19 protein-coding genes are annotated in these 21384 nt (G+C 43.3%); 2 read left to right on the top strand and 17 right to left on the bottom strand.

The window, feature by feature from the left end; all coding sequences use genetic code 11:
- Entirely contained in the window at positions 1–1407 is a 1407-nt protein-coding gene (locus tag QQK89_RS08640) for an MATE family efflux transporter (RefSeq protein ID WP_284238129.1), read from the bottom strand.
- 185 nt (positions 1408–1592) lie between these two features.
- On the opposite strand from QQK89_RS08640, the gene QQK89_RS08635 reads away from it, so the two are divergent.
- Entirely contained in the window at positions 1593–2474 is an 882-nt protein-coding gene (locus tag QQK89_RS08635; protein WP_284238127.1) for an AraC family transcriptional regulator, read from the top strand.
- A gap of 39 nt (positions 2475–2513) precedes the next feature.
- On the opposite strand, the gene QQK89_RS08630 is transcribed toward QQK89_RS08635, so the two are convergent.
- Together QQK89_RS08630 and QQK89_RS08625 are read right to left on the bottom strand one after the other, a co-directional pair.
- Positions 2514–3950, bottom strand: coding sequence for a nicotinate phosphoribosyltransferase (locus QQK89_RS08630; RefSeq protein WP_284238126.1), 1437 nt, complete (start codon positions 3948–3950; stop codon positions 2514–2516).
- A gap of 110 nt (positions 3951–4060) precedes the next feature.
- Positions 4061–4600, bottom strand: coding sequence for a VanZ family protein (locus QQK89_RS08625; RefSeq protein WP_284238125.1), 540 nt, complete (start codon positions 4598–4600; stop codon positions 4061–4063).
- 225 nt (positions 4601–4825) lie between these two features.
- Between QQK89_RS08625 and QQK89_RS08620 the strand changes: the two genes are divergently transcribed.
- Positions 4826–4957: a hypothetical protein gene (locus tag QQK89_RS08620; protein ID WP_284238124.1), complete on the top strand. Its 132-nt coding sequence runs from the start codon at positions 4826–4828 to the stop codon at positions 4955–4957.
- 97 nt (positions 4958–5054) lie between these two features.
- Here the strand turns inward: QQK89_RS08620 and QQK89_RS08615 are convergent, their stop codons facing one another.
- The 14 genes from QQK89_RS08615 to galU form a co-directional block, all read right to left on the bottom strand.
- Positions 5055–5990, bottom strand: a complete 936-nt coding sequence (locus QQK89_RS08615; RefSeq protein ID WP_284238123.1) for a stalk domain-containing protein — start codon at positions 5988–5990, stop codon at positions 5055–5057.
- A gap of 24 nt (positions 5991–6014) precedes the next feature.
- Positions 6015–7046, bottom strand: a complete 1032-nt coding sequence (locus QQK89_RS08610) for a hypothetical protein (RefSeq protein WP_284238122.1) — start codon at positions 7044–7046, stop codon at positions 6015–6017.
- A gap of 31 nt (positions 7047–7077) precedes the next feature.
- Positions 7078–8415, bottom strand: coding sequence for a UDP-glucose dehydrogenase family protein (locus QQK89_RS08605; RefSeq protein ID WP_284238121.1), 1338 nt, complete (start codon positions 8413–8415; stop codon positions 7078–7080).
- Positions 8416–8417: 2 nt separating this feature from the next.
- Positions 8418–9503 carry a hypothetical protein gene (locus tag QQK89_RS08600; RefSeq protein ID WP_284238120.1) on the bottom strand — a complete coding sequence of 362 codons (1086 nt, stop codon included), beginning with the start codon at positions 9501–9503 and terminating at the stop codon, positions 8418–8420.
- Positions 9503–10879 (bottom strand): sugar phosphate nucleotidyltransferase, encoded by a 1377-nt coding sequence (locus QQK89_RS08595; protein ID WP_284238119.1) that lies wholly within the window; start codon positions 10877–10879, stop codon positions 9503–9505. Before QQK89_RS08595 ends, QQK89_RS08600 begins: the two co-directional genes overlap by 1 nt.
- 24 nt (positions 10880–10903) lie before the next feature.
- The gene (locus tag QQK89_RS08590; RefSeq protein ID WP_284238117.1) at positions 10904–11956 is read right to left on the bottom strand and encodes an NAD-dependent epimerase/dehydratase family protein; all 1053 of its coding nucleotides are present in this window, start codon (positions 11954–11956) and stop codon (positions 10904–10906) included.
- Between the two features lie 51 nt (positions 11957–12007).
- A complete protein-coding gene (locus QQK89_RS08585; RefSeq protein WP_284238116.1) occupies positions 12008–13426 on the bottom strand; it encodes a polysaccharide biosynthesis C-terminal domain-containing protein in 1419 nt (472 codons plus the stop codon).
- 70 nt (positions 13427–13496) lie between these two features.
- Positions 13497–14885 (bottom strand): hypothetical protein, encoded by a 1389-nt coding sequence (locus QQK89_RS08580; RefSeq protein WP_284238115.1) that lies wholly within the window; start codon positions 14883–14885, stop codon positions 13497–13499.
- A 71-nt stretch (positions 14886–14956) separates the two neighbouring features.
- Entirely contained in the window at positions 14957–16195 is a 1239-nt protein-coding gene (locus QQK89_RS08575; RefSeq protein WP_284238114.1) for a glycosyltransferase family 4 protein, read from the bottom strand.
- Positions 16196–16257: 62 nt separating this feature from the next.
- Positions 16258–17517: a glycosyltransferase family 4 protein gene (locus QQK89_RS08570; RefSeq protein ID WP_284238113.1), complete on the bottom strand. Its 1260-nt coding sequence runs from the start codon at positions 17515–17517 to the stop codon at positions 16258–16260.
- A gap of 2 nt (positions 17518–17519) precedes the next feature.
- A complete protein-coding gene (gmd, locus tag QQK89_RS08565) occupies positions 17520–18614 on the bottom strand; it encodes a GDP-mannose 4,6-dehydratase (RefSeq protein WP_284238112.1) in 1095 nt (364 codons plus the stop codon).
- 34 nt (positions 18615–18648) lie between these two features.
- Positions 18649–19587 (bottom strand): GDP-L-fucose synthase, encoded by a 939-nt coding sequence (gene fcl, locus QQK89_RS08560; RefSeq protein ID WP_284238111.1) that lies wholly within the window; start codon positions 19585–19587, stop codon positions 18649–18651.
- A 20-nt stretch (positions 19588–19607) separates the two neighbouring features.
- Positions 19608–20300, bottom strand: a complete 693-nt coding sequence (locus QQK89_RS08555) for a sugar transferase (RefSeq protein ID WP_434481635.1) — start codon at positions 20298–20300, stop codon at positions 19608–19610.
- 21 nt (positions 20301–20321) lie between these two features.
- Entirely contained in the window at positions 20322–21206 is an 885-nt protein-coding gene (gene galU, locus QQK89_RS08550; protein ID WP_284238110.1) for a UTP--glucose-1-phosphate uridylyltransferase GalU, read from the bottom strand.
- Positions 21207–21384: the final 178 nt, after the last annotated feature.

The raw sequence follows: 21384 nt of genomic DNA, 5'->3' as shown, positions 1-21384 counted from the left end.
TTACACCTCTAACGTAACGCTTGTGCCGCCGCCGCTGCTGCCGGTGTTAGGCGAGCTGGCAGCCATCTTCTCCTGAGCCGGCTTCAGAAACTTCTTCTTCCTCCACCGCTGAAGCACCCATATGCCGCGAATATATTCGTCGAGAATCATGCAAGCATAAATACCAACGAGTCCCCACCCCAGAGTTATACCAAATATATAAGAAAGAATAGAGGCAATCAAGGTCATGGAAGTAATCGATGTCCACATCACGTAACGCGTGTCGCCGACAGCATTCAGCGCATTGCCGATACCCATGTTGAGCATTTTGCCCGGTTGCAGGAGCAGGTTCATTCCGAGCAGGGATATGCCCATGGCGATAATCTCAGGATCCTTGGTGAATAGCTTCAGAATATGGCCGCCGATCAAATACAGCACAAGCGCATTCACTGTCACGATTCCAAGTCCGATCCACAGCGCCCGATACGAATTCCGATAGGCCTCCTCCGCTTTGCCGGCCCCATACAGATGAGCGATCTGAATCTGCAGCGCAAGCGCCAAAGAATACCCAAGCAGGAAGCAGAACGACTCCAATGTATTCATATAAGTTCGCGTCGAGAGCTCCACAGCGCCAAGCCGCGCGATATACGTAAATATAAGAAGCTGCGAGAACACCCAGCAGGACATGTTAACGCCCATCGGCCAGCCGATCTTCAGAATCTCCTTGAACAACGTGCGGTCGAACAACTTGAAGAAGTCGCGGAACGTAATCTGACGTGCGAACGCGCCAAAGAACATCATGAAGAGCACAATAACCGCAAGCAAGCGGCTGATGTCCGTGGAGATCGCAACGCCCTTAAGCCCCCACTCCGGAAATCCGAACTTGCCGAAAATAAACGCATAGTTCATGCCGACATGAATAACGTTCATGCCGATAGCGGTATACATCGGGCCTTTCGTATTGCCCGTATTGCGAATCGCATTGCTGAGCGCCGACATGACGGCCACAAGCACCATCCCGCCGCCAACAATGGAGATATAGGTTTTGGCCAACGGCATTAATTCATCCGGCAGCTGCAGGAGCGAAGCAATCTGCCCCGGCATGGCGTACAGCAGCACGCTGATTCCGAGGCCAATAACGGCGCTGACTTTTACCGACATAATGGCAATCGTCCGGGCGTCCTCGTTGTTCCTCGAACCAATCCGCTGCGCGATCAGAATACCAGCCCCGCCCGCCACGGTCATAAATAACGTCATCAGAGCGCTGAACAGCTGCGTCGAGAATCCAACAACGGCAACCGCATCGTCGGAGATCCGGCTGACCTGCAGCGTATCGGCTGCTCCTAATAGAAATTGCAGAAATAATTCAATAAAAATCGGCCATGCAAGCATCCATAGCGAAAACTTGTTGTGTTCGCGCTTTTGCATTATATAATCCTCCCGAGCGTACACATGCTGCAGCCGATTGTCAGTTACCCGGCATCCGAAAATACGCCTCTGTAATAGTGATGTCAATTTCATATTATAGATGCTATACTTCGGGTAATGTATCAGTTTTACAACCGAAACTTTCAAATTTCAAACCTCTGCATGGGGTAAAAAAAGGGTGCTCTATGACGCTGTTTCACTTCACAGTTCCGCCGCTTCCGCACTATATTGCATCCGGCTATACCGAATCGCTTGCGGGATTCAAGCATCCAAGCCGGCACCGGATCGGAGTGTTCGATCTGCTCGTTGTAACCGAGGGTTGTCTCTATATGGGAGAAGGCGAGGCGACATTCGAGGTACGCGAAGGGGAAGCCCTTATCTTAAGGCCGGACGATCATCATTACGCGACCAAAGCATGCGAAGAGCCCTCCGCCTATTACTGGCTTCACTTCCAGACAACAGGACGGTGGGCGGCTTCCGAGGAGTATGCCCCGCGTATTATACAGGGGAGAGAGCCGCATGGGCTCAATCCCCAAATTTTCTCTACGCAAACCTTCATCAAGCAAGTACCGCAATATACCCGGTTGCTGCAGCCGACCAAGGTCATCGAACCCATCCAGCAGCTGATGGAGCTTGGCCACGGCAACCATTTAAGCAGCGTCAGCTGGAAGCAGCAGGTGTTGTTTCAGGAGATTATCGAGCAGCTATCCGCGTCCATCGAGACCCAGGGCTCTACGCCTACGGCCCAATGCGCGGAGCTTGCCGCTTCTTACCTCCGGAAGCATTACCGCGAGGACATTACCGCGCAGCAGCTTGGCGAGAGCATCAACTTCCATCCCGTCTACATCGCCAGATGCATGCAGAAGGAATTCGGCTGCTCACCGTTCGACTTCCTGCTCCGCTTCCGCATTCAGCAGTCGAAGCTGCTGCTCTTGCAGACGAACTATACCATCGCGCGAATCGCCGAAGAGGTCGGCTTCAATGCCGCCGCTTACTTTACTTCGTGCTTCGCCAAATACGAAGGCATCTCCCCGCGCAAATACCGCCAGCGTTTCTCGCATGGCTAAGCTTTGCGCATTAGCCTCAACACGAAGCTAATGCGCCGGTTACTCCTGATGGGCCTTGATCAGATCCATCTTCACTTGCCAAGCCCGCTCGCTCAAGTGAACCGGATATAGATCCGGGTTCAACTTCCGCAGGATCTCCGGGCGGAAAATCGCAAGCTGCCGCTCATGGTAATTGCGGATCTCTTCGAGCGGCGGGAGTTCGTATACAATCTCGCCTTCCACCACAATCGGCTTCAATAGAGGTACCGCTTCGTAATTGCTCATATAACGGTGAATATACGGGTGAACCGGATCAAAAAGCTTGATCCGTTCCCCATCCCGGACATCCGTCTCGTCATGCAGCGTCATATAATCCGCTTCGGCCAGCCCCGTTGTTTTGTTCATGATGCGGTATACGTCTTTCTTGCCGGGAGCCGATACCTTCTCCGGATTCGCCGAAATCTTGATGACCGGAATGTACTCGCCATTCTTCTCGCGGGCCGTCAGCTTGTACACGCCGCCAAGCGAAGGCTGGTCAGCCGCCGTAATGAGCTGCGTGCCAACGCCCCATGTATCAATCTTGGCGCCTTGGGCCTTCAAGTTGAAGATAAGCGTCTCATCCAGATCATTCGAAGCCACGATCTTCGCATCCTGCAGCCCTGCCGAGTCCAGCAGCTTACGCGCTTCCTTGGACAAGTAAGCGAGGTCGCCGCTATCGAGGCGGATGCCGCCAAGCCGTTTGCCGATGCTCTCCAGATAACGCGCCGTCTTAATCGCGTTGGGCACGCCGCTGCGAAGCGTATCGTACGTATCGACGAGCAGCGTTACCCCGTCGGGCAAAGCCTTCGCATACGCGAGGAAAGCTTCCTCCTCCGATTCATGGCCCTGCACCCAGGAATGGGCATGCGTGCCTTTGGTCGGGATGCCAAACATCATGCCGGCATGCATATTGGACGTTGCGTGGAAGCCCGCAATATAGGAAGCCCGCGCTCCCCATACCGCCGCATCCGCTTCCTGCGCCCGTCTTGTCCCGAACTCCAGCAAAATATCTCCGTTTGCTACCTGCTTGATCCGCGAAGCTTTGGTCGCAATCAGCGTCTGGTAGTTCATGAAGTTAAGGAGCGCCGTCTCCACGAGCTGCGTCTCGAAGATCGTCCCTTCCACCCGCACGATTGGCTCATTCGGGAACACCAGCGTACCTTCCTCTACCGCATGCACGTTCCCTTTGAATTGAAACCTCCGAAGGCACTCGAGGAATCCCGAATCATAATTCTCTTCCTGCTGCGCCAGGTAAGCGAGCTCTTCTTCGCCGAACTTCAAGTGGCGGATAAAATCAACAATTCGCTCGAGTCCCGCGAACACCGCGTATCCATTGCCGAACGGCAGCTTGCGGAAGAACGCCTCGAATACCGCGCCTTCCCCGTCCGTCCCATTCTTCCAATGGGCATACATCATATTAATCTGATACTTATCAGTATGAAGCGTTAAATTATTCATGCCGTCCACTGTCGTATGTACACACTCCTCTTGCTCTTCTATTCACAGCATAACCATATTCGGCAAAAACAACAGCCTTCCGCCATACAAGCGAAAGGCTGCCGTGTTCCTTATAACCGTCTTGCGAACCGATATTCCGACCGATTCCGTCTGCGCCCAATCCACTGGCTTACGAGAATGCAGACGATGAGGCCTATGCAAGCCCCCGTCAAATCCACAATGACATCCGTCGGATTCCCCGTTCTCCCCACCGAACTCAGTTGGTTCCTCTCATCCATCGCGGCCGTTCCGCCCGTTAAGATCAGCGCCATGATGACAGGCAGCACCATCTGCCTGCGCCCCATCAGATTGCGGATGAACATATACAGCGTTGCCGCCAGTACGGCGTACATGAACAAGTGAGCCCCTTTGCGGAAGAAGAACTCCACAAACCCGTAAGGGTCTTCCTTCGCTACGACGGTATCGCCCCGATACGTCACCGAGGTATTCGGCAGCTTCTCCGCAAGCTCTTCCTTAGTTACCCATTTATTCAAAGTCGGCTTAATCGACTGCTGATTATAGGATTCAGATGACAATGTAAATATGAAAAATATCCAACAAAATACGACAAAAAACCATATTATGCTATTTTTTCTCGTTTTTTTCATCATTATTCCATTCACTCCTTCGACACTATCCGACCTGCCGTTAATCCTTCTCTTGGTCTGTAATTGTAACAGATCTATGAAGGAAATGGAAATCTATCGCTCAACCCCCTAAAAACAAGTCTAAGGTAATGTAAATTTGAGCAAAAAGTCCTATAAACTATTGTTTTCAGGTTCCATTCTTTGGTATTATAAATAATAGAAAAAGTAATGAAGAGGAGGTTACGAGGAATGGCTGGCTATTTGATGTTCTCCGAGGTTTGGACACCCCTCAAGATCGTAGGCGTCCGGTTGTTTAGAGATGAGAACGGCGACTATTGGTACAAATTCCGAAACAATAAGCGCTCGCGGCTATTCAGATAATCTATCTACTATCCTAGTAATTAAAATGGCCATACATACAATCATATAAACATAAGAAAACTCCCCCGACGGCTGCGGCCATCGGGGGAGTTCTTGTTTACTTCAAGGATGCAGCGAGATCGTTAATTTGCTTCATGTAACCATCAAATTCCGTTCTATAGCTAGCAATAACATCTGTGCTATAGCCATTTGTAGTCAGTGCATTCGTCGTATCGGCGATAATCTTGTCGAAATCAGATTGGCACTTCGCGATGACTTGTTGCCCTTGAGCTTTCAGAGTAGCTTTGGTCGCATCATCCGTAGCAGCTAAGTATTGGAAGTACAAGCCAGACAGAGAGCTTTGGCAGCTTGTTTTAAGTGCTTCAAGTTTAGCTTGTGCACCGCTCGTAATCGACTCATAAGTTGGCTTCGTCTCTCCAGATCCGCCAGTCCCCCCTTCACCACCAGTTGTACCTCCACCAGTGTTTCCGCCACCTTGTGCCGCTTGGTAAGCTGGGGACTCGCCAGTAATGCTGTTTGTCTTCTGATCCCACTTAATATCTGTACCTACAGCTTCAGACATGAAGCGAAGCGGTACATAGATCGAACCATTGAAGATATACAGGGATTGACCTGTTGGAAGAGCTTTAGCCTCCCCATCAAATACAAGCGTAGCTTGAACCGGCTTAATGCTTAAGCTTTTGCCCGCTTCCGATTTCGTACCGTTGCCAGCAGCACCGGCAAGCAGTTTCGCAAGAGACTCCTTCTCAGCAGCGGTAGGTTCAGATACCGTTACTTTCGAAGTCTTCTGATCCCATTTCACCGACTTCTGCAAAGCGTAAGAGATGAAGCGAATTGGAATATAAGTACGGTTCTGATACATGAACGCATATTGCCCAGACGGCAGCGACAACGATTGACCATCAAACTTCAGGCTAACCGCCTGTGTCTTAATGTTGACCGAGCTGGAAGCTGCGGCTCCCGCCGTAAGCGGCAGGACGGTACAGAGTGCAACGATTAACAGCATAAGTGTGTAATGACGTAAAGCTTTCATCAGCAATTCCCCTTTGTAGTTGGTTTATGACTTAATAGCTTTCGCAATGGCGCTAATGGCAGATGCTCGTGCACTTTGCTTGCTAGCTTCGTACTTCGCATTCCAATCCGGCATCGCGGAGCTATCAATTCCGTTGTCCGCATAACTTGAAGTCGCTTGACTCACGATGCCATTAAACTGCGCATCACAAGAACCCTCGGCTTCCATGACTTTCCCTAAATATTTGTTTTGGAGCTCATCTACCGTAACGCCATCCGCGCTGCCAACGATCTGCTGCAGAATCGCATTACTCTTGGCCTTGCAGGTACCCGAGAGCGAGTTCAGCTTCGACTGCGTTTGCGAGTCGATTGTTTTCTTTACTTGCTTCTTGTCGGAAGCAAGCTCGACAGCTGGCTTATCAGGCTTCTTCTCCGGCTCCGAAGGCTTTTCTTCCTGCTTAGTGCCGGTAGTTGCTGGTTTAGAGGAACCGGCAGTAGATTGCTGGTTCCTCTTTTTCCAAGCTTCATTGTTTTCCTTGATCTTCTCAGGGTCTCTTTCGCCAACCCATTCGATTGGATACCCCGGATTGAGGATATTAAGCGAGATTCCATATTGAGTCGTAATGGATCGTAACAGCTCAATCTCATCATTTGAGAGCTTTGACAACAATAGATCACGAATCTTCTGCTTCTCTTCGACTGGCAGATCTGTAGTCGCATTACCTTGCAAATAGGAAATCTGCTTCATGCTAAGTCCTGAATTAAGCAGAATAGCTGCAACATCCAGCGCATCCGCACTATCGATCTTTTCCCCGCCAATTAACTTGCTGGCCTTCTCAACCGGCTTCTCGATAATAGCAGGCAACTTCTTAGGCTCCGCTTGTGTAGCCCCAGAGTTGGCCGCGGTATCATTGCTATGTCTGGCTGCGATATCTTCGATATCAATAGACTTAATGTAGTAGTAAGTTCCACCCGCGAAGAGCAAAGCGACAATAACTAAAAAAGAAGTGGCGCCAAGCAGCCACTTCATCCAAGGTTTCATCTTCTTTTTCTTTTTTGTTCTTTTTTCCGGTGACATAACCTTATTGGCTCCTGACTGTTAGTTTAGTTTAGAAAGAAAGAATAGGATTCGACTCTTTAACGCCGTTATTCATCTTCGGGCGTCCAACGGAATAATAAGCGAAAGGCGTCTCTTCCAGGTCTTCTTCCCGGTAAATGTTGCGGCCATCAATTAAATTTGGCGTCTTCAGCCAGCTTTGGATATCCGACAGAGGAATATCAATAAACTCTTTCCACTCCGTCAGAATACACAAGGCATCTGCACCTTCTGCCGCCTCCTGCGCAGAACTGCAATACTCCACTTCAGGGCGGTTAAAGATCTGCTCGAAATTACTAGAAGCGATAGGATCATAAGCCTTCACCTGTGCTCCACGTTCTAATAACGTCTCAATAATCTCAAATGCTGGTGCATCACGAACATCATCGGTCTCCGGCTTAAACGCCAATCCCCAGATCCCGATCGTCTGGCCAGCAACATTCCCAAGCAATTCATCAAGTTTACGGATCACGTTGAAACGTTGATCACGGTTCACTTCAACCACGGATTTCAACAGCTTGAAATCATAATCCATCTGACCAGCGATCTGGATAAGGGCTTGCGTATCTTTCGGGAAGCAAGAACCGCCATAACCAATCCCCGCCTTAAGGAAAGACGAACCAATGCGGCGATCCATGCCCATTCCTTTAGCAACTTCTTCTACATCCGCGCCAACTTTCTCGCAGATATTAGCGATCTCGTTAATGAATGAGATCTTCGTAGCCAGGAAAGCATTAGAAGCATATTTAATCATCTCGGAGCTACGAACATCGGTAATCGTAATATTGTCCGTCAGTGGGCGATGCAGCTCCGACAGCATTTCAGCTGCACGCTCACTTGCAGTACCAATAATAATCCGGTCAGGATTCATTGTATCCCGTACGGCAGTCCCTTCTCTTAGGAACTCAGGAACTGATGCAAAATCAAATTCAGCTGAAGCAACTTCACGAATGATATTCGCAACCTTCTCGTTCGTTCCAACTGGCACCGTACTTTTCACAACAACTACTTTGTAATCATCAATCGCGTTGCCAATCTCTTCAGCAGCCTGTTCAATATAAGCTAGATTAGCCTTGCCATCAGGTAAAGATGGCGTTCCAACCGCAATGATTACAATCTCTGCATTACTCACAGCTGCTGCTAAATCCGTTGTAAAAGATAATCGACCTGCAGCCGTATTGCTAGCGATCAATTCTTTAAGACCCGGTTCGTGAATAGGAACTTCGCCATTGTTCAACATATCAATCTTGGCCTGCATTTTGTCTACACAGATGACTTCATTACCAAGCTCGGAGAAACACACTCCCGAGACCAAGCCCACATAACCGGTGCCAATTACAGCTAGTTTCATCCTCATCCACTCCCAACAATTTGTTTGAGATAGGCAGCTATTCGAGATATTCCCTCTTGCTCCCTATCTGCAAATGGATACTCTCTATCTAGAACATCTAGCGAATTACCTTCTATTAATTGCTCCCACTCCACCAGACGATAAGGATGACGATTCCTTAGAGCTCGAATCGTGTTCTCATCCTCATTCATTCTACTCCGGTGCAGTAGAAGCAGTGGTTTACGTAAGGAGACCGCCTCCCCAACCGTACTCCACCCTGGCTTGCTAATAACAAAATCTGAGGCCGCCACATAATGCTGCGACTCTGTATAAGAAGCAGGGATTGCAACCACGTTCCTGTGCTTCACGTCCATATTGCTTGATACGATGAAGACAGAAGCATCATCTTCCCAAAGCTTCAATACAGCTAGTTGTTGTACATTTATACTCATGCCAATTCCGAAATAGACGACTCTTCTCTTCCCATCAGGATTAATGGATTGAAGAATCCTCGACACTTCAACAGCATCTACATCCCTGCAGAAAAAGTCCGCTTGCGTAGATCCCGCAGTCCCCCAATCAGGTTCATCAGCACCTTCCAACCGGACAAAATAATCCATAGCAGCGTATGCCTCATACAACGGCTGTAATGCAGAACGATCAATCATTTCCGAATAAGCCGTATACCACGTAAAGTTAGATACGCCTACAGAAGTAACCTTCGCTTGCTTGGCAGCCACAAAAGCAATCGGCGAGATATCCGAGATAACAAGATCCACTCCAGCGGTTTGAAGAAAATCTGCCTCCCTAGCTGCTTCATAAGGAAGAGCTTCAACATACTGAAAATACTTAATTTGAAAAGCTTCCAAGTCTGGCTCAATGCTATCTGGTTGAAGAACATAACCAACGTCCGAAACGCACTGGCGATATTGAATGTTATCCTGACTTCCAATCAATGAGGCTTGCATAAACCGCAATATTTTCTCGGAAGAACAAACAATCACCTGATAAGACTGAGCTGCATCAGCACGCAAGGCGCCGATCACTGCAATACTGCGCGTAGCATGACCATAACCATAATCTGAAATATAATAAGCGATTGTCTTCATTATCCCATCGAAACATTAAGGCAGTGTTCGGACATCTCCGACCAGGTCGAATATAATTCCATTACCTTATCCTCATCCGAATAACCGCTATGTACAACAATCATCTCCATATCCGATACAGCCTTAAGGCTGTGGAGCGTCTTCACCGGAATATGCAGCACATTACCGGCTTTTACCTTCATAGGAACGCCGTTCTGGACGAACTCACCTTCACCCTTCACAACTGTCCATACTTCCTCACGGTTCAGGTGCATAAGGTAGCTAAAGTTTTTGCCGGCAGTAACCGCAATACGCTTGGTTATAACCGTACGGCCATCTTCGTACCGCTCATTATCCAAGATCCGAACACAGCCCCATTCCCTCTCTTCAAACATTGGGCCTTGATCATAGTTAATGAAGTCTTTGATCCGAGGACTTGCACTCTTCTCCGTAACGAGAATGCCATCCGGACTAGCAGCCACAACCAGATTAGATACTCCAAGAACCGTAACCGGAATGTCCAATTCGTTAACCAGATGAGTGTTGATACAATCTTCACTGACCGTTCCGCGACCAATCTGATTATTTCCCATTTCTTCCGTTAACGTATTCCATGTACCAAGGTCTTTCCAATAACCGTCATACGGCACTACTACGATATTGCTCGTCTTCTCAACCACTTCATAATCGAAGCTGATCTTCGGCAACTCATGATATTGCTCGACCAGCTGATTATATTGAAGCGGATAGCCCTTCTCTTTCAAGATATTAATGAGGTAACCCAGCTTGAAGGAGAACACCCCACAGTTCCACAAAGCTTGTTGCTCGATTAAACCAACAGCAGCTTCTTCGGAAGGTTTTTCTTGGAAGTGACTTACCTTCAGTACACCATCGTGAGCGGTCTGCCCCAGCTCGGGGATAATGTAGCCATACTTCGCTGACGGATAGGTTGGCTTCACACCAATTAGTGCTAGATCAGCATTTGTCTCCTGAATCGTAGTCTCTAGCTGTTTAACGGCATAAAAAAAGTGGCCCTCCACATAAGGGTCCACTGGTAAGATTGCTATGACTTCGTCCAGATCTACCCGGGCGACAGAATATAAATACGAAGCTGTTAATGCAATTGCCGGGAAAGTATCTCTACGTTCAGGCTCAATAATGAGCGGTACGGACGGACCGATCTGATTATGCATCATTTCGATCTGGGCTTTACCAGTTGCGATATAGCTGGAATTGGCTAAGCCCGATTCACTAATTTGCCCCCATACACGTTGTACCATGGAGACGAGAGCTTGATCTTCATTTTCGAGGACTTTTAAGAATTGCTTAGACCGGGCATCGTTGGATAGCGGCCAGAGACGCTTGCCAGAGCCTCCGGAGAGGAGGACTAACTTCATATCGAAACCTCCAAGCTTTCATATTTATTGCAAATAATATTGTTTATACCACTTCACAAATCGACTTAAACCTTCAGCTAGACTTGTATTCGGTTTAAACCCAAAGTCTCTTACGAGATCGTCAACATCAGCGTATGTTTGATAAACATCACCTGGTTGCATTGGAAGGAACTCTTTTTCTACTGGTTCGTCAATAATTCCCTCTGCTATCAAACAGTTTTCCAAAGTCTCTACAAAGTAAGATAGACTTTCCGGTTGATTGTTACCGATATTATAAACCTTATACTTAACACCATCGGATGTAGGTTCCGGGCTCTTTTTCATGACATTAACAATACCAGCAACAATATCATCGATATAGGTAAAATCTCTAAACATCTCACCATTATTAAAGAGTTGTATCGTCTTCCCTTTAACAATATTGTTAGTGAAACTAAAATAAGCCATATCAGGTCTACCCATCGGACCATAAACTGTAAAAAACCTTAGTCCAGTCGATGGAATACCATACAATTTAGAATATGAATGAGCGAATAGTTCATTAGATTTCTTTGTTGCAGCATACAAAGAAACTGGATTATCTACCTTATCGTCAGTTGAGTATGGGACCTTCTCATTTGAACCATATACGGAAGAGGAGGATGCATAAACTAAATGTTCAACACCTTTCTCACCGTTATCATAAGAGTGTCGGCATGCTTCAAGTATATTAAAAAATCCTACAATATTAGATTCAATATAGACATCAGGATTTGTAATACTATATCTTACGCCTGCCTGTGCAGCAAGGTTTACTACTATAGTGGGCTTATATTGTGAAAATATTGAATCCACTAAATTTTTATCTGCTATAGAACCGTTAATAAAGTTAAAAGTACCTTTATTATCATTCGATGAGATTCCCTCTAATATAGATAATCTGTTCTCTTTTAATTTAACATCATAATAATCGTTCATATTATCAATACCAATTATGGTTATACTTGAATCGTTTGTAGTAAGCAATTGTTGAGCCAAATAAAACCCAATAAATCCAGTAACTCCTGTGATCAGTATTGTTCTATCACTAAATTTCATGATTAAACCTCCATCTCTTCAATTGATAAAACTGATCAAAAATGATTCTGTCTACTGAGGAAGATTTGCAACTTTACTCTTTCTTCTAAACTTTAGAACTTCAGTAACCATTTCTCTATTTAAATAACAAACAATCAACATTAACAGAAGACTAAGAAGCATACTGACAATACTCAATCCATTACTACACACCGCAACAATTAAAATGTATACAATTGCCAAACAAATTATTTTTCCCCATTTAATATCAAATTTAATGAATCTTCGAGCAAATACCCAACGCGTCATCAACAAGACAAATGCTCCCGATAATTGAGCAATAGAAACTCCAAAGACACCAAACGAGTTTACCATGATATATGATAGTAATATTGTAATAATTGCACCACTTAGAGTTGTGTAAAATAATAGATTGGTTTTATTTCTTGCTTGAAATATCGCACCTACATTTGTCGACATAGTCATCAAAACCGAATACATTAAAAATATTGGAACCATGTTGTAAGAACTTTTATACTCCGTCGAAGAAATTATGTAATAAAAAATCGATACAAGAGGTATTGCCATTATCCCAATTGATAAAAATAGTTTAAACACGATCTGTATAGTTCTTGAAAAATATTCATCGATCCCATCATCTTTACTCTTAATAATAGCCTCTTCAATTAGGGCCATTGAAACTACAGTACCTAACATGGATACTATCGTGCCAAATTTCATAGCAAACGAAAATAAACCATTCTCATACGTTCCTAACTCATTTGTAATAATCATTCTTCCTGCCCCGGAGATTAACCATCCAGACGCTAAATTTAATATCAGGGGTGCCGAGAACAACAACATCGTTTTAAGTACTAACCAATTAAAACTACCCTTTTTTAAATAACTCAACACATAGACTTTTTTTTCAATTAAAACTACAATTGAAATTTGGCCTATGATATAGGACCAGAAAAGCCCATCTCCTCCCATATTAAATACGCAAACCGTCAGTAGCAAAAAGATAAAATTCAGTATTGTTCCAACTATGCTGGATTTAATATACACTTGATTATATTTCAAAGCCCTTGCATAATATTGCCACATTTGTGCAGCGCCATATGCACAAATCATTAGTAATGTATACATAGTAATTAAATTTCCGATAATTGCAAAAATTAGACTAAACAATACAAGAATAGCAATAACAATTTGTGTAATACGTACTGAAGTAGCTATTATATTAACACGCTTGTTCTCTTCATCCTCTGCAATCAAGAACCTTAAAATTGCCTCCCACAAAGCCAAAAAAATCACAGGAGCAACAGTATTCATAATGGTTTGGGAAAAATCAAATAATCCCAACTCTTTTACACTCACAAAATAAGCATAGAACGGTATCATAATTGCCATAATGAATTTAGATGCAAAATTACCAATAAAATAAATCCCTGATTTTTTGACCAAATTCATATCAAGTTTACTCATCATTTTTTTCCTTATCCATTTGATTTAAATGACAGTTAATCCACTCTTTAAACATTCATGATTTCACATAATATTAGTATCTTATTTTTGATATAGCACTGTTAGTTATATCTAACTTTTTCCTTGTCTTTTCTTTTTTAATAACAGTATCAAATATTAAACATAATATAATTACAAGAGTGGCTATCACAAATACGCTTCTGAAAAGAACAGTTGGATTATATAGATACCACCTTACACTAAATGCAACAATCAAGATTTGATAAAGATTAGATATCTTACCGCTTTTCGAGAATACCATTCTAATAATACAACCTAGAAGTACAGCACCAGATATTATACCTATATATCCGAACCATGCATAAAAACTAGTAAAAAATAATCCACCGCCTCTATTGAACAAACGACCATAATTATCACTTACATAATTCGCTAACGATCCATATTCTGAACTATTAGTTCCTAAAAACAATGATTTTAAGTACCCAAGAAAATAAGTTAGAGACTCATGATCTATATAATGCAACGCCGTTACTGTGATGCCTGTGTAATAGCTATAAGATACAGTGTCAGAATAAAGACCTCTCTCTTGTGCATTTGTAATAATAGTTGATAAATCCATATCAATTCCACTTCTAATAATTGCTATAAAGTTAGCCAGGAATATTGCAGAAACTGATAATACAAACAACTTAATAACCGAGATTTTTCTTTCAAAGTTAAGTACAAAAAGCAATAAAAGCATTAAAAATGCAGCCGACCGATCGCCAAAATATAATGAGTATAACGAATACACTCCTGAGTAAGTAAATAATAATATTTTGATAATTTTACTAGATCCAGAAAAAAACCATACAACAACATATATGACAATGGCATATTCATAAATAGGATTATTGTTACTCACATACTCCCCTGAAGAAGTAAGTAATTCGGAGCTATAACCAGTTAGCAGTATAATAAATAATGCTGCGGTTCCAACATATGATATAATAGGGTTATTTAGTATTTGAATATCATTTGAAAGAATATTAACAGCTCTATTCTTTAACCACGAATAGCCTAGCATCATATTTAGAACACTCATAAACAACAGAATGCTTTTGGCTGTTACTATATTATATTCTGAATGTCTCAATGAAAGCTGCCAATTTGCAACATAAGCGCCATTATTAATTAAGTCCGAAACTCCTATTGATATATTTATAAACCCTAAAATTGCAAATAAAAATAATAATTTCTTATTACCCTTAAACTTAAACAACATATATATTGTAATTACTATCATTACTCTCCCGATTAACGGGAGTAGCTTTAAATCATCCTTTAGACCAAATACAATTATACTAGCAATAAATAAGATAAAAGCATCTAATAGAAATATTAATTTATTACTTATATTTATTTGTTTAGGATTACTGAACTTAGATTCATTAATAATCTGCTTTTTTGTTATTATCACCTCGACTCGTCTCCTTATCCAGCCTAATTTTTCTGCATTAACCTTGAGCCACCATGAAGTGATTAATGTCTTTATAAACTTATTCTTTTATTTAAATTAATTTTACTTTGTTTTTCTAAGCAAACTTCTTTAAGTTTAAAATAAAACTCTGTTCTTCTTTTCTCTAATTTTGAGTTTTCATATTCTTTTGAAGTATCGAACTGTTTCTTACGAACACTTTTTACTTCTTCCCAATTTTTTAAATAATACTCAATACTATTTACAAAAGAATCACTATTAATATTTGAAACTAAAGAATTATCTTCTAAGAGTTCACAAATACCATCAACTTTTGAGCCTATGCATAAAAGTCCATTAGCCATAGCTTCAATCACAGATCTAGGCAAGCCTTCACCCATAGAAGGAAAAACTACAATGTGTGCTTTTTTCAATTCAGCTTGGACTGCATTATATCCAGCCTTCCATCCAACAAAATTTAATGAGTCACTTATACCTAATTGCTGACCAAGGTTTTCAAAATCATTCCTCATAACTCCGTCACCGACAAGAATACCCTCAACCTCGTATCCTTTCCTTCTTAACTTAGCTATAGATTCAATAAAAATATCCTGTCCTTTTCTATTATCCTGCATTTTTCCAGTATGAATCATTATTAATGGTTTAGGTAAAGTTGCTCCGAATTCACTAAAAGAATAATGAGACTCTTCTAAACAAATTGTTGAATAATGAGACTCAAAATATCTCTTACTTTCCCCTTTTTTCTTTGCCCTACTTGGATATAATTCTTGTAACACTTTTGCTGTAACGTAAGATACACCATTTGCTGACATACACATAGATTTAGTCTGACTAACCATTAAGAATGTAATTAATGGTTGATAAAAATTTTTCATTGAATCTTTAGAAAAAACTGTCTGGGGATTATTCATTATCTCTACTGCATATGGTTTATTACTGGCTTTAACTAATGGATAGGCAATCATAGATATTGGACTAGGTGCTCTAAATATCACACAGTCTGACTGATTAATTGCACTTTTAATAATTCGCATTACATTGAATAAGTTCTTTAACAATCCACCTACTCCTCTGAAATTTGGTAACTCTATAAAAGAAACTCTCTCCCTATCTGAACGCATTAATTTATCTGTATCATTTGATTGAGCGTGAGTAAATCGTCCACACACAACAATCTCCTCAAACACATTGAGATATCTATCCCAAAAAGTTGCATTGGATTGTTCGTCAACCCAAACTTCCCCATTTGGTAATCTTGTGAAATGTTGTTCTTGAATGACCAATAATTTCATACGTCCTCCTCTTACTTCGTTTTACTTCTCGTTCTATTTTAAAAGTACTGTTCTAAAATATATTAAATATTTATTTCACGTATATATTTATTAATTGATACATCCTTCGTCAGATTCTTAACCAAGAAGGCTCTTGCACGGTTACTCATCTCAGTTGGTACAAGGGTTTCTTTTTCATTTAAAAATCGCTCAATAATAGCTTTTACTTCTCCATAATTCGCTGGTTCAGTCACATAACCGCAATTCGTTTCTTCAATAATAAGCCGTGCTTCGGATCCCTGTTCCAAGACACCTAAAATTGGCTTGCCAGCTGCCATAATTCCGTACAGTTTACTTGGAACTGACACACCTTTAATGCCTTTGGCATTAATGCACCAATGGACATCACCGGCATTAAGGCTATAGATCAGATCCGACTTCTTCTGATAAGGAATGAACATTACATTATAGAGATCATGTTCTTCTTTATAAGCGACTAGGTCCTTCAGAACAGAACCTTCTCCGATAAATGCAAATACAACATCATCTCTATCCTTGAATTCCTTAATAACAGGCATCATGTTCTCCAGATCATAATAGAGACCAATGTTGCCTGAGTACATGATGACAAACTTGTCTTCCAAGCCGTATTTCCGCTTGAAAGCAACGACCTGTTCATGATCTGCCGGAAGAGGATAGATTTCCTTCTCATCAATCCAATTATTAATAAAGGAATGATTCGGAACTTTCTTCCCCCGGAACCGATGTTTGACGGTTTCGATCATATCGCGGCCAACTACAATGACTTTATCCGAACATCTGCAGCTGAACTTATCGAACCACATCATGGCATTAAGTATTAGCTTATTCTTACTGTAACCTACGGCCATTGTCTGTTCGGGGTTGAAATCTTGAATGTTGTAGATATACTTAGCCCGCTTCATCCATTTGCCCCATACTCCGATAAGGCCTCCAAGGACTGGTGGCTGCGAGATGGAATATACATAATCCATCTTGCCAACCTTAAACGTTGCCAGCATTGCGCCAATAAAGTAAGCTAGGATGTTCTTAATTCTACTTACCTTGTTAGTCTTACTAAATTCGGGCACGCGAATACGGGTCACTTTAACGCCGTTAATTTCCTCTTCGTAGAACATCTTTGTCTTATACTCAGGATCTACGCTGCCTGTATAAGAAGGAACGACACATATAACCGTTATATCAAAGGTATCAAGCATCCCTTCGGCCAGTTCCTTCAGGATCTGGCCGGTTGATGCTACATCCGGGTGATAATAATGGGCATAGATTAAGAGCTTCTTCTTTGAATTCGATGCAGCTGCCATGTTTATACCAGCACCCCATCAAACATCTTACGATTAGTTTCCTCATTGCTGACTTTTGCCATATCGGATTTCACCATTTTGCTAACCAGCTCTTCGAAAGAAGTTCTTGTTGGATTCCAGCCTAACAAAGTTTTGGCTTTGGTAGGGTCACCAAGCAGTTGCTCAACTTCAGCTGGACGGAACAATGTAGGGTCAACTTCAACGATTACTTCGCCTGTAGCCAAGTTAATGCCTTTCTCATCAACGCCATTACCTTGCCATTCAATGTTAATGCCTACATGCTTCAATGCCAGCTCTACAAACTCGCGAACGGAGTGCATTTCACCTGTAGCAATAACAAAGTCTTCCGCTTTGTTGTGTTGTAGGATCAGCCACATGCATTCTACATAATCCTTGGCATAACCCCAGTCACGAAGGGATTCCAGGTTACCAAGAAGCAGCTTCTTCTGTTTGCCTTGCGCAATACGAGCTGCCGCAAGCGTGATTTTACGAGTAACAAAGGTTTCGCCACGGCGTTCCGACTCATGGTTGAACAGGATACCGTTAACCGCGAACATATCATAGGATTCTCGGTAATTCTTCGTAATCCAGAAGCCATAAATCTTCGCAACGCCATATGGAGAACGCGGGTAGAATGGAGTTGTTTCTTTCTGAGGAACCTCTTGGACCTTGCCGTAAAGTTCGGAAGTGGATGCCTGGTAGACACGAGTCTTCTCCGTCAGCCCCAATACTCTAACCGCTTCAAGAATATTAAGCGTGCCTTTACCATCAACGTCGAGGGTATAGCCAGGCATATCGAAGGATACACGCACATGCGATTGTGCTGCGAGGTTATAAATTTCATCAGGCTGAATCTCGTTGATAAGACGTGTTATGTTAAGAGCATCCGTTACATCGCCATAATGGAGATGGAAGTTGCTATTATTCAAAATGGTTTTCGCTTCTTCTTCTGTTAGTAGTTCTTCCAGACGCTCTTGGTTATAAGACGAGCTTCGGCGGATTATACCGTGTACCTCGTAACCTTTCTCCAATAGAAACTCTGCCAAGTATGAACCGTCTTGTCCTGTTACACCTGTAATCAAAGCGATTTTAGCCATTGCATTCCACTCCCTATTCTCTCTTTTAATATTATTATTGTCGTACCAAATATTCATGCTGAAAGGTTTCGTAAACGGCTTTGATTCCTTCTTCAAGAGGAATGCTAGCTTTCCAGCCAAGTCCGTTAATCTTTGTAACATCTACAAGCTTGCGTGGAGTACCATCTGGAGCAGTAGTATTGAAGACAACCTCTCCTTCGTATCCCACCACATCCTTAATTAGATAAGCCAGTTCTTTGATCGAGATATCTTCACCTACGCCGATATTGACGATCTCGTTCTCTTCGTACGTATTCATCAGGAAGATACAAGCATCCGCGAGATCATCGGAGTGAAGGAATTCTCTGCGTGGGGTTCCTGTTCCCCATACTTCAACTTCTGTTAATTGGTTAACTTTGGCTTCGTGGAATTTCCGGATAAGTGCGGGAAGAACATGCGAAGTTTTGAGGTCGAAGTTATCGTTAGGTCCGTACATATTCGTAGGCATAACCGATATGTACTTCGTTCCGTATTGACGGTTATAGGATTGGCACATGGTAATGCCGGCAATCTTGGCAATGGCATATGGCTCATTCGTAGGTTCCAATATGCCCGTCAACAAATATTCTTCCTTCATTGGCTGAGGTGCGAACTTCGGATAGATACAAGTGGAACCCAGGAACAACAGCTTCTCTACGTTATTGCGGTATGCCGCATCAATGACATTCGTCTGAATAATGATGTTGTCGCGGATAAAATCCGCCGGGTATTCATTATTCGCAACAATACCCCCAACCTTGGCTGCTGCGAGGAATACATATTCAATCCCTTCTTCTTCAAAGAAAGAGAGAACCCGATCTCTGTCCATTAGATCGAGTTCTGCACGGGTGCGGTAGACAAGATTGGTGTAACCTTTCGCCTCCAGGGCTCGGAGAATAGCCGAACCTACCAGTCCTCTGTGGCCTGCCACAAAAATCTTAGAAGTTAACTCCACTTCCCATCCACTCCTTCTCTCTAATAGGCGTCATCTGATCCAACCATTGCCTTGGCTGTTTTGGCCAGGATCTGCAGGTCAAATAACATATTTCGTTTCTCTATATACTCAAGATCGAGCTCTACCATCTCTGTGAAACTCAGTTCATTCCGGCCGCTAACTTGCCACAGACCGGTACAACCTGGCTTCACGCGAAGGCGGAGTTTGTCATAGCTGCTGTATTGAGCGACCTCTCTTGGGAGAGGCGGGCGGGGACCAACGAGAGACATATTGCCTCTTACCACATTCCATAACTGTGGAAGCTCGTCGATACTTGTACGGCGAATAAATCTGCCAATCGTTGTAATTCGCGGGTCATGCTTCATCTTAAACATGTGACCTTCTATTTCATTCTTATGTAAGAGTTCTGTCAATAAGTCCTCAGCATTCGGGACCATGGAACGGAATTTATACATTCGGAAAAGTTTTTCATTGATTCCAACCCGGTTCTGATAGAAGAAGACCGGCGCTTTTGGGTTCTCCAGCTTAATCAGCAATGCAATAATGATTAAGAATGGCGATAAAAGAAGAAGACCAGATGCTGCCCCTACAAGATCCATCATTCGCTTCATGATGAGATATGTTTTCCTGGCACTTCTGATCTTGGCTTGAACGACAGATGAATGGCTGTCAAAAGTCATCTCGGATTCCTTCCGAAGAGGCGATAACGCCATGTTGCATTGCTCCCCCGTGTATTAAGTTTTATAAATGAGTTCTCTCTCTAATATTTCTTTCATGGCTTCCAACAGTGGTCCCTTAAGAGACTCGTTCCGCAGAGCATAATCTAAAGTTGTTGTAATGAAACCTAACTTCTCGCCTACATCAAAACGTCGGCCGTCGAATTCATAAGCATACACGCCTTCGGATTCATTCAACTTCTGAATCGCATCAGTCAACTGAATCTCGCCGCCGGCGCCTTTCTCTTGCTTGGACAAGAACTTAAAAATATCTGGCGTAAGAACATAACGGCCCATAATGGCAAGGTTGGACTGCGTTGTACCCGGAGCAGGTTTCTCAATGAAACGATCCACCAGGCTTAACAGGCCGTTCTTCTCGCTGTATTCCACGATGCCGTAACGCTGCGTTTCCTCTTGCGGTACAGGTTTCACCCCTATAACGGAACGTCCGGTTACTTCGTATTGATCCATTAATTGCTTCGTGCATGGGATCTGACCATCTACAATGTCGTCTCCAAGAAGTACCGCAAACGGCTCATCCCCAATGAAGTTACGTGCGCACCATACGGCATGACCAAGTCCTTTGGCCTCCTTCTGGCGGATGTAATGAATGTCTACCTTGGAAGACTTCTGAACTTCACTGAGTAAGGATAACTTCCCCTTCTCGAGCAAATTGTGCTCCAGCTCGAAAGCATTGTCGAAGTGATCTTCAATTGCACGCTTGCCCTTGCCCGTCACGATAATGATGTCTTCAATGCCCGAGGCAACCGCTTCTTCGACGATGTACTGAATGGTTGGTTTATCTACAATCGGTAGCATTTCCTTCGGCATTGCTTTGGTCGCGGGCAGGAACCGGGTTCCAAGACCAGCGGCCGGAATAATGGCCTTCCTAACTTTTGTCATAAGCAATTCCCTCTCTTTGCTTTTCTAACTTCTCTCTCTAATGTCTCTTTATATTTGGATGTATATTAGGTAGATAAATATACGAGCTATGCTCTCCTTCGGCAGGAAAACATAGCTCGAACATTTATAACATATCGAATAGGGCATTAAACCCTTCCTCACGTCACACCCTTGGCAA

It is taken from the genome of Paenibacillus glycanilyticus, from assembly GCF_030161375.1.
GTDB lineage: Bacteria > Bacillota > Bacilli > Paenibacillales > Paenibacillaceae > Pristimantibacillus > Pristimantibacillus glycanilyticus_B.
Note: the sequence above shows the minus strand (reverse complement) of the source record. Positions and strands in the feature narration are given on the sequence as shown.

Excerpts from the sequence above, each read along its gene's own strand:
- QQK89_RS08640 (WP_284238129.1), bottom strand. The coding sequence starts at position 1,407 with ATGCAAAAGCGCGAACACAACAAGTTTTCGCTATGGATGCTTGCATGG.
- QQK89_RS08635 (WP_284238127.1), top strand. The coding sequence starts at position 1,593 with ATGACGCTGTTTCACTTCACAGTTCCGCCGCTTCCGCACTATATTGCA.
- QQK89_RS08630 (WP_284238126.1), bottom strand. The coding sequence starts at position 3,950 with ATGAATAATTTAACGCTTCATACTGATAAGTATCAGATTAATATGATG.
- QQK89_RS08625 (WP_284238125.1), bottom strand. The coding sequence starts at position 4,600 with ATGATGAAAAAAACGAGAAAAAATAGCATAATATGGTTTTTTGTCGTA.
- QQK89_RS08620 (WP_284238124.1), top strand. The coding sequence starts at position 4,826 with ATGGCTGGCTATTTGATGTTCTCCGAGGTTTGGACACCCCTCAAGATC.
- QQK89_RS08615 (WP_284238123.1), bottom strand. The coding sequence starts at position 5,990 with ATGAAAGCTTTACGTCATTACACACTTATGCTGTTAATCGTTGCACTC.
- QQK89_RS08610 (WP_284238122.1), bottom strand. The coding sequence starts at position 7,046 with ATGTCACCGGAAAAAAGAACAAAAAAGAAAAAGAAGATGAAACCTTGG.
- QQK89_RS08605 (WP_284238121.1), bottom strand. The coding sequence starts at position 8,415 with ATGAAACTAGCTGTAATTGGCACCGGTTATGTGGGCTTGGTCTCGGGA.
- QQK89_RS08600 (WP_284238120.1), bottom strand. The coding sequence starts at position 9,503 with ATGAAGACAATCGCTTATTATATTTCAGATTATGGTTATGGTCATGCT.
- QQK89_RS08595 (WP_284238119.1), bottom strand. The coding sequence starts at position 10,879 with ATGAAGTTAGTCCTCCTCTCCGGAGGCTCTGGCAAGCGTCTCTGGCCG.
- QQK89_RS08590 (WP_284238117.1), bottom strand. The coding sequence starts at position 11,956 with ATGAAATTTAGTGATAGAACAATACTGATCACAGGAGTTACTGGATTT.
- QQK89_RS08585 (WP_284238116.1), bottom strand. The coding sequence starts at position 13,426 with ATGATGAGTAAACTTGATATGAATTTGGTCAAAAAATCAGGGATTTAT.
- QQK89_RS08575 (WP_284238114.1), bottom strand. The coding sequence starts at position 16,195 with ATGAAATTATTGGTCATTCAAGAACAACATTTCACAAGATTACCAAAT.
- QQK89_RS08570 (WP_284238113.1), bottom strand. The coding sequence starts at position 17,517 with ATGGCAGCTGCATCGAATTCAAAGAAGAAGCTCTTAATCTATGCCCAT.
- gmd (WP_284238112.1), bottom strand. The coding sequence starts at position 18,614 with ATGGCTAAAATCGCTTTGATTACAGGTGTAACAGGACAAGACGGTTCA.
- QQK89_RS08555 (WP_434481635.1), bottom strand. The coding sequence starts at position 20,300 with ATGGCGTTATCGCCTCTTCGGAAGGAATCCGAGATGACTTTTGACAGC.
- galU (WP_284238110.1), bottom strand. The coding sequence starts at position 21,206 with ATGACAAAAGTTAGGAAGGCCATTATTCCGGCCGCTGGTCTTGGAACC.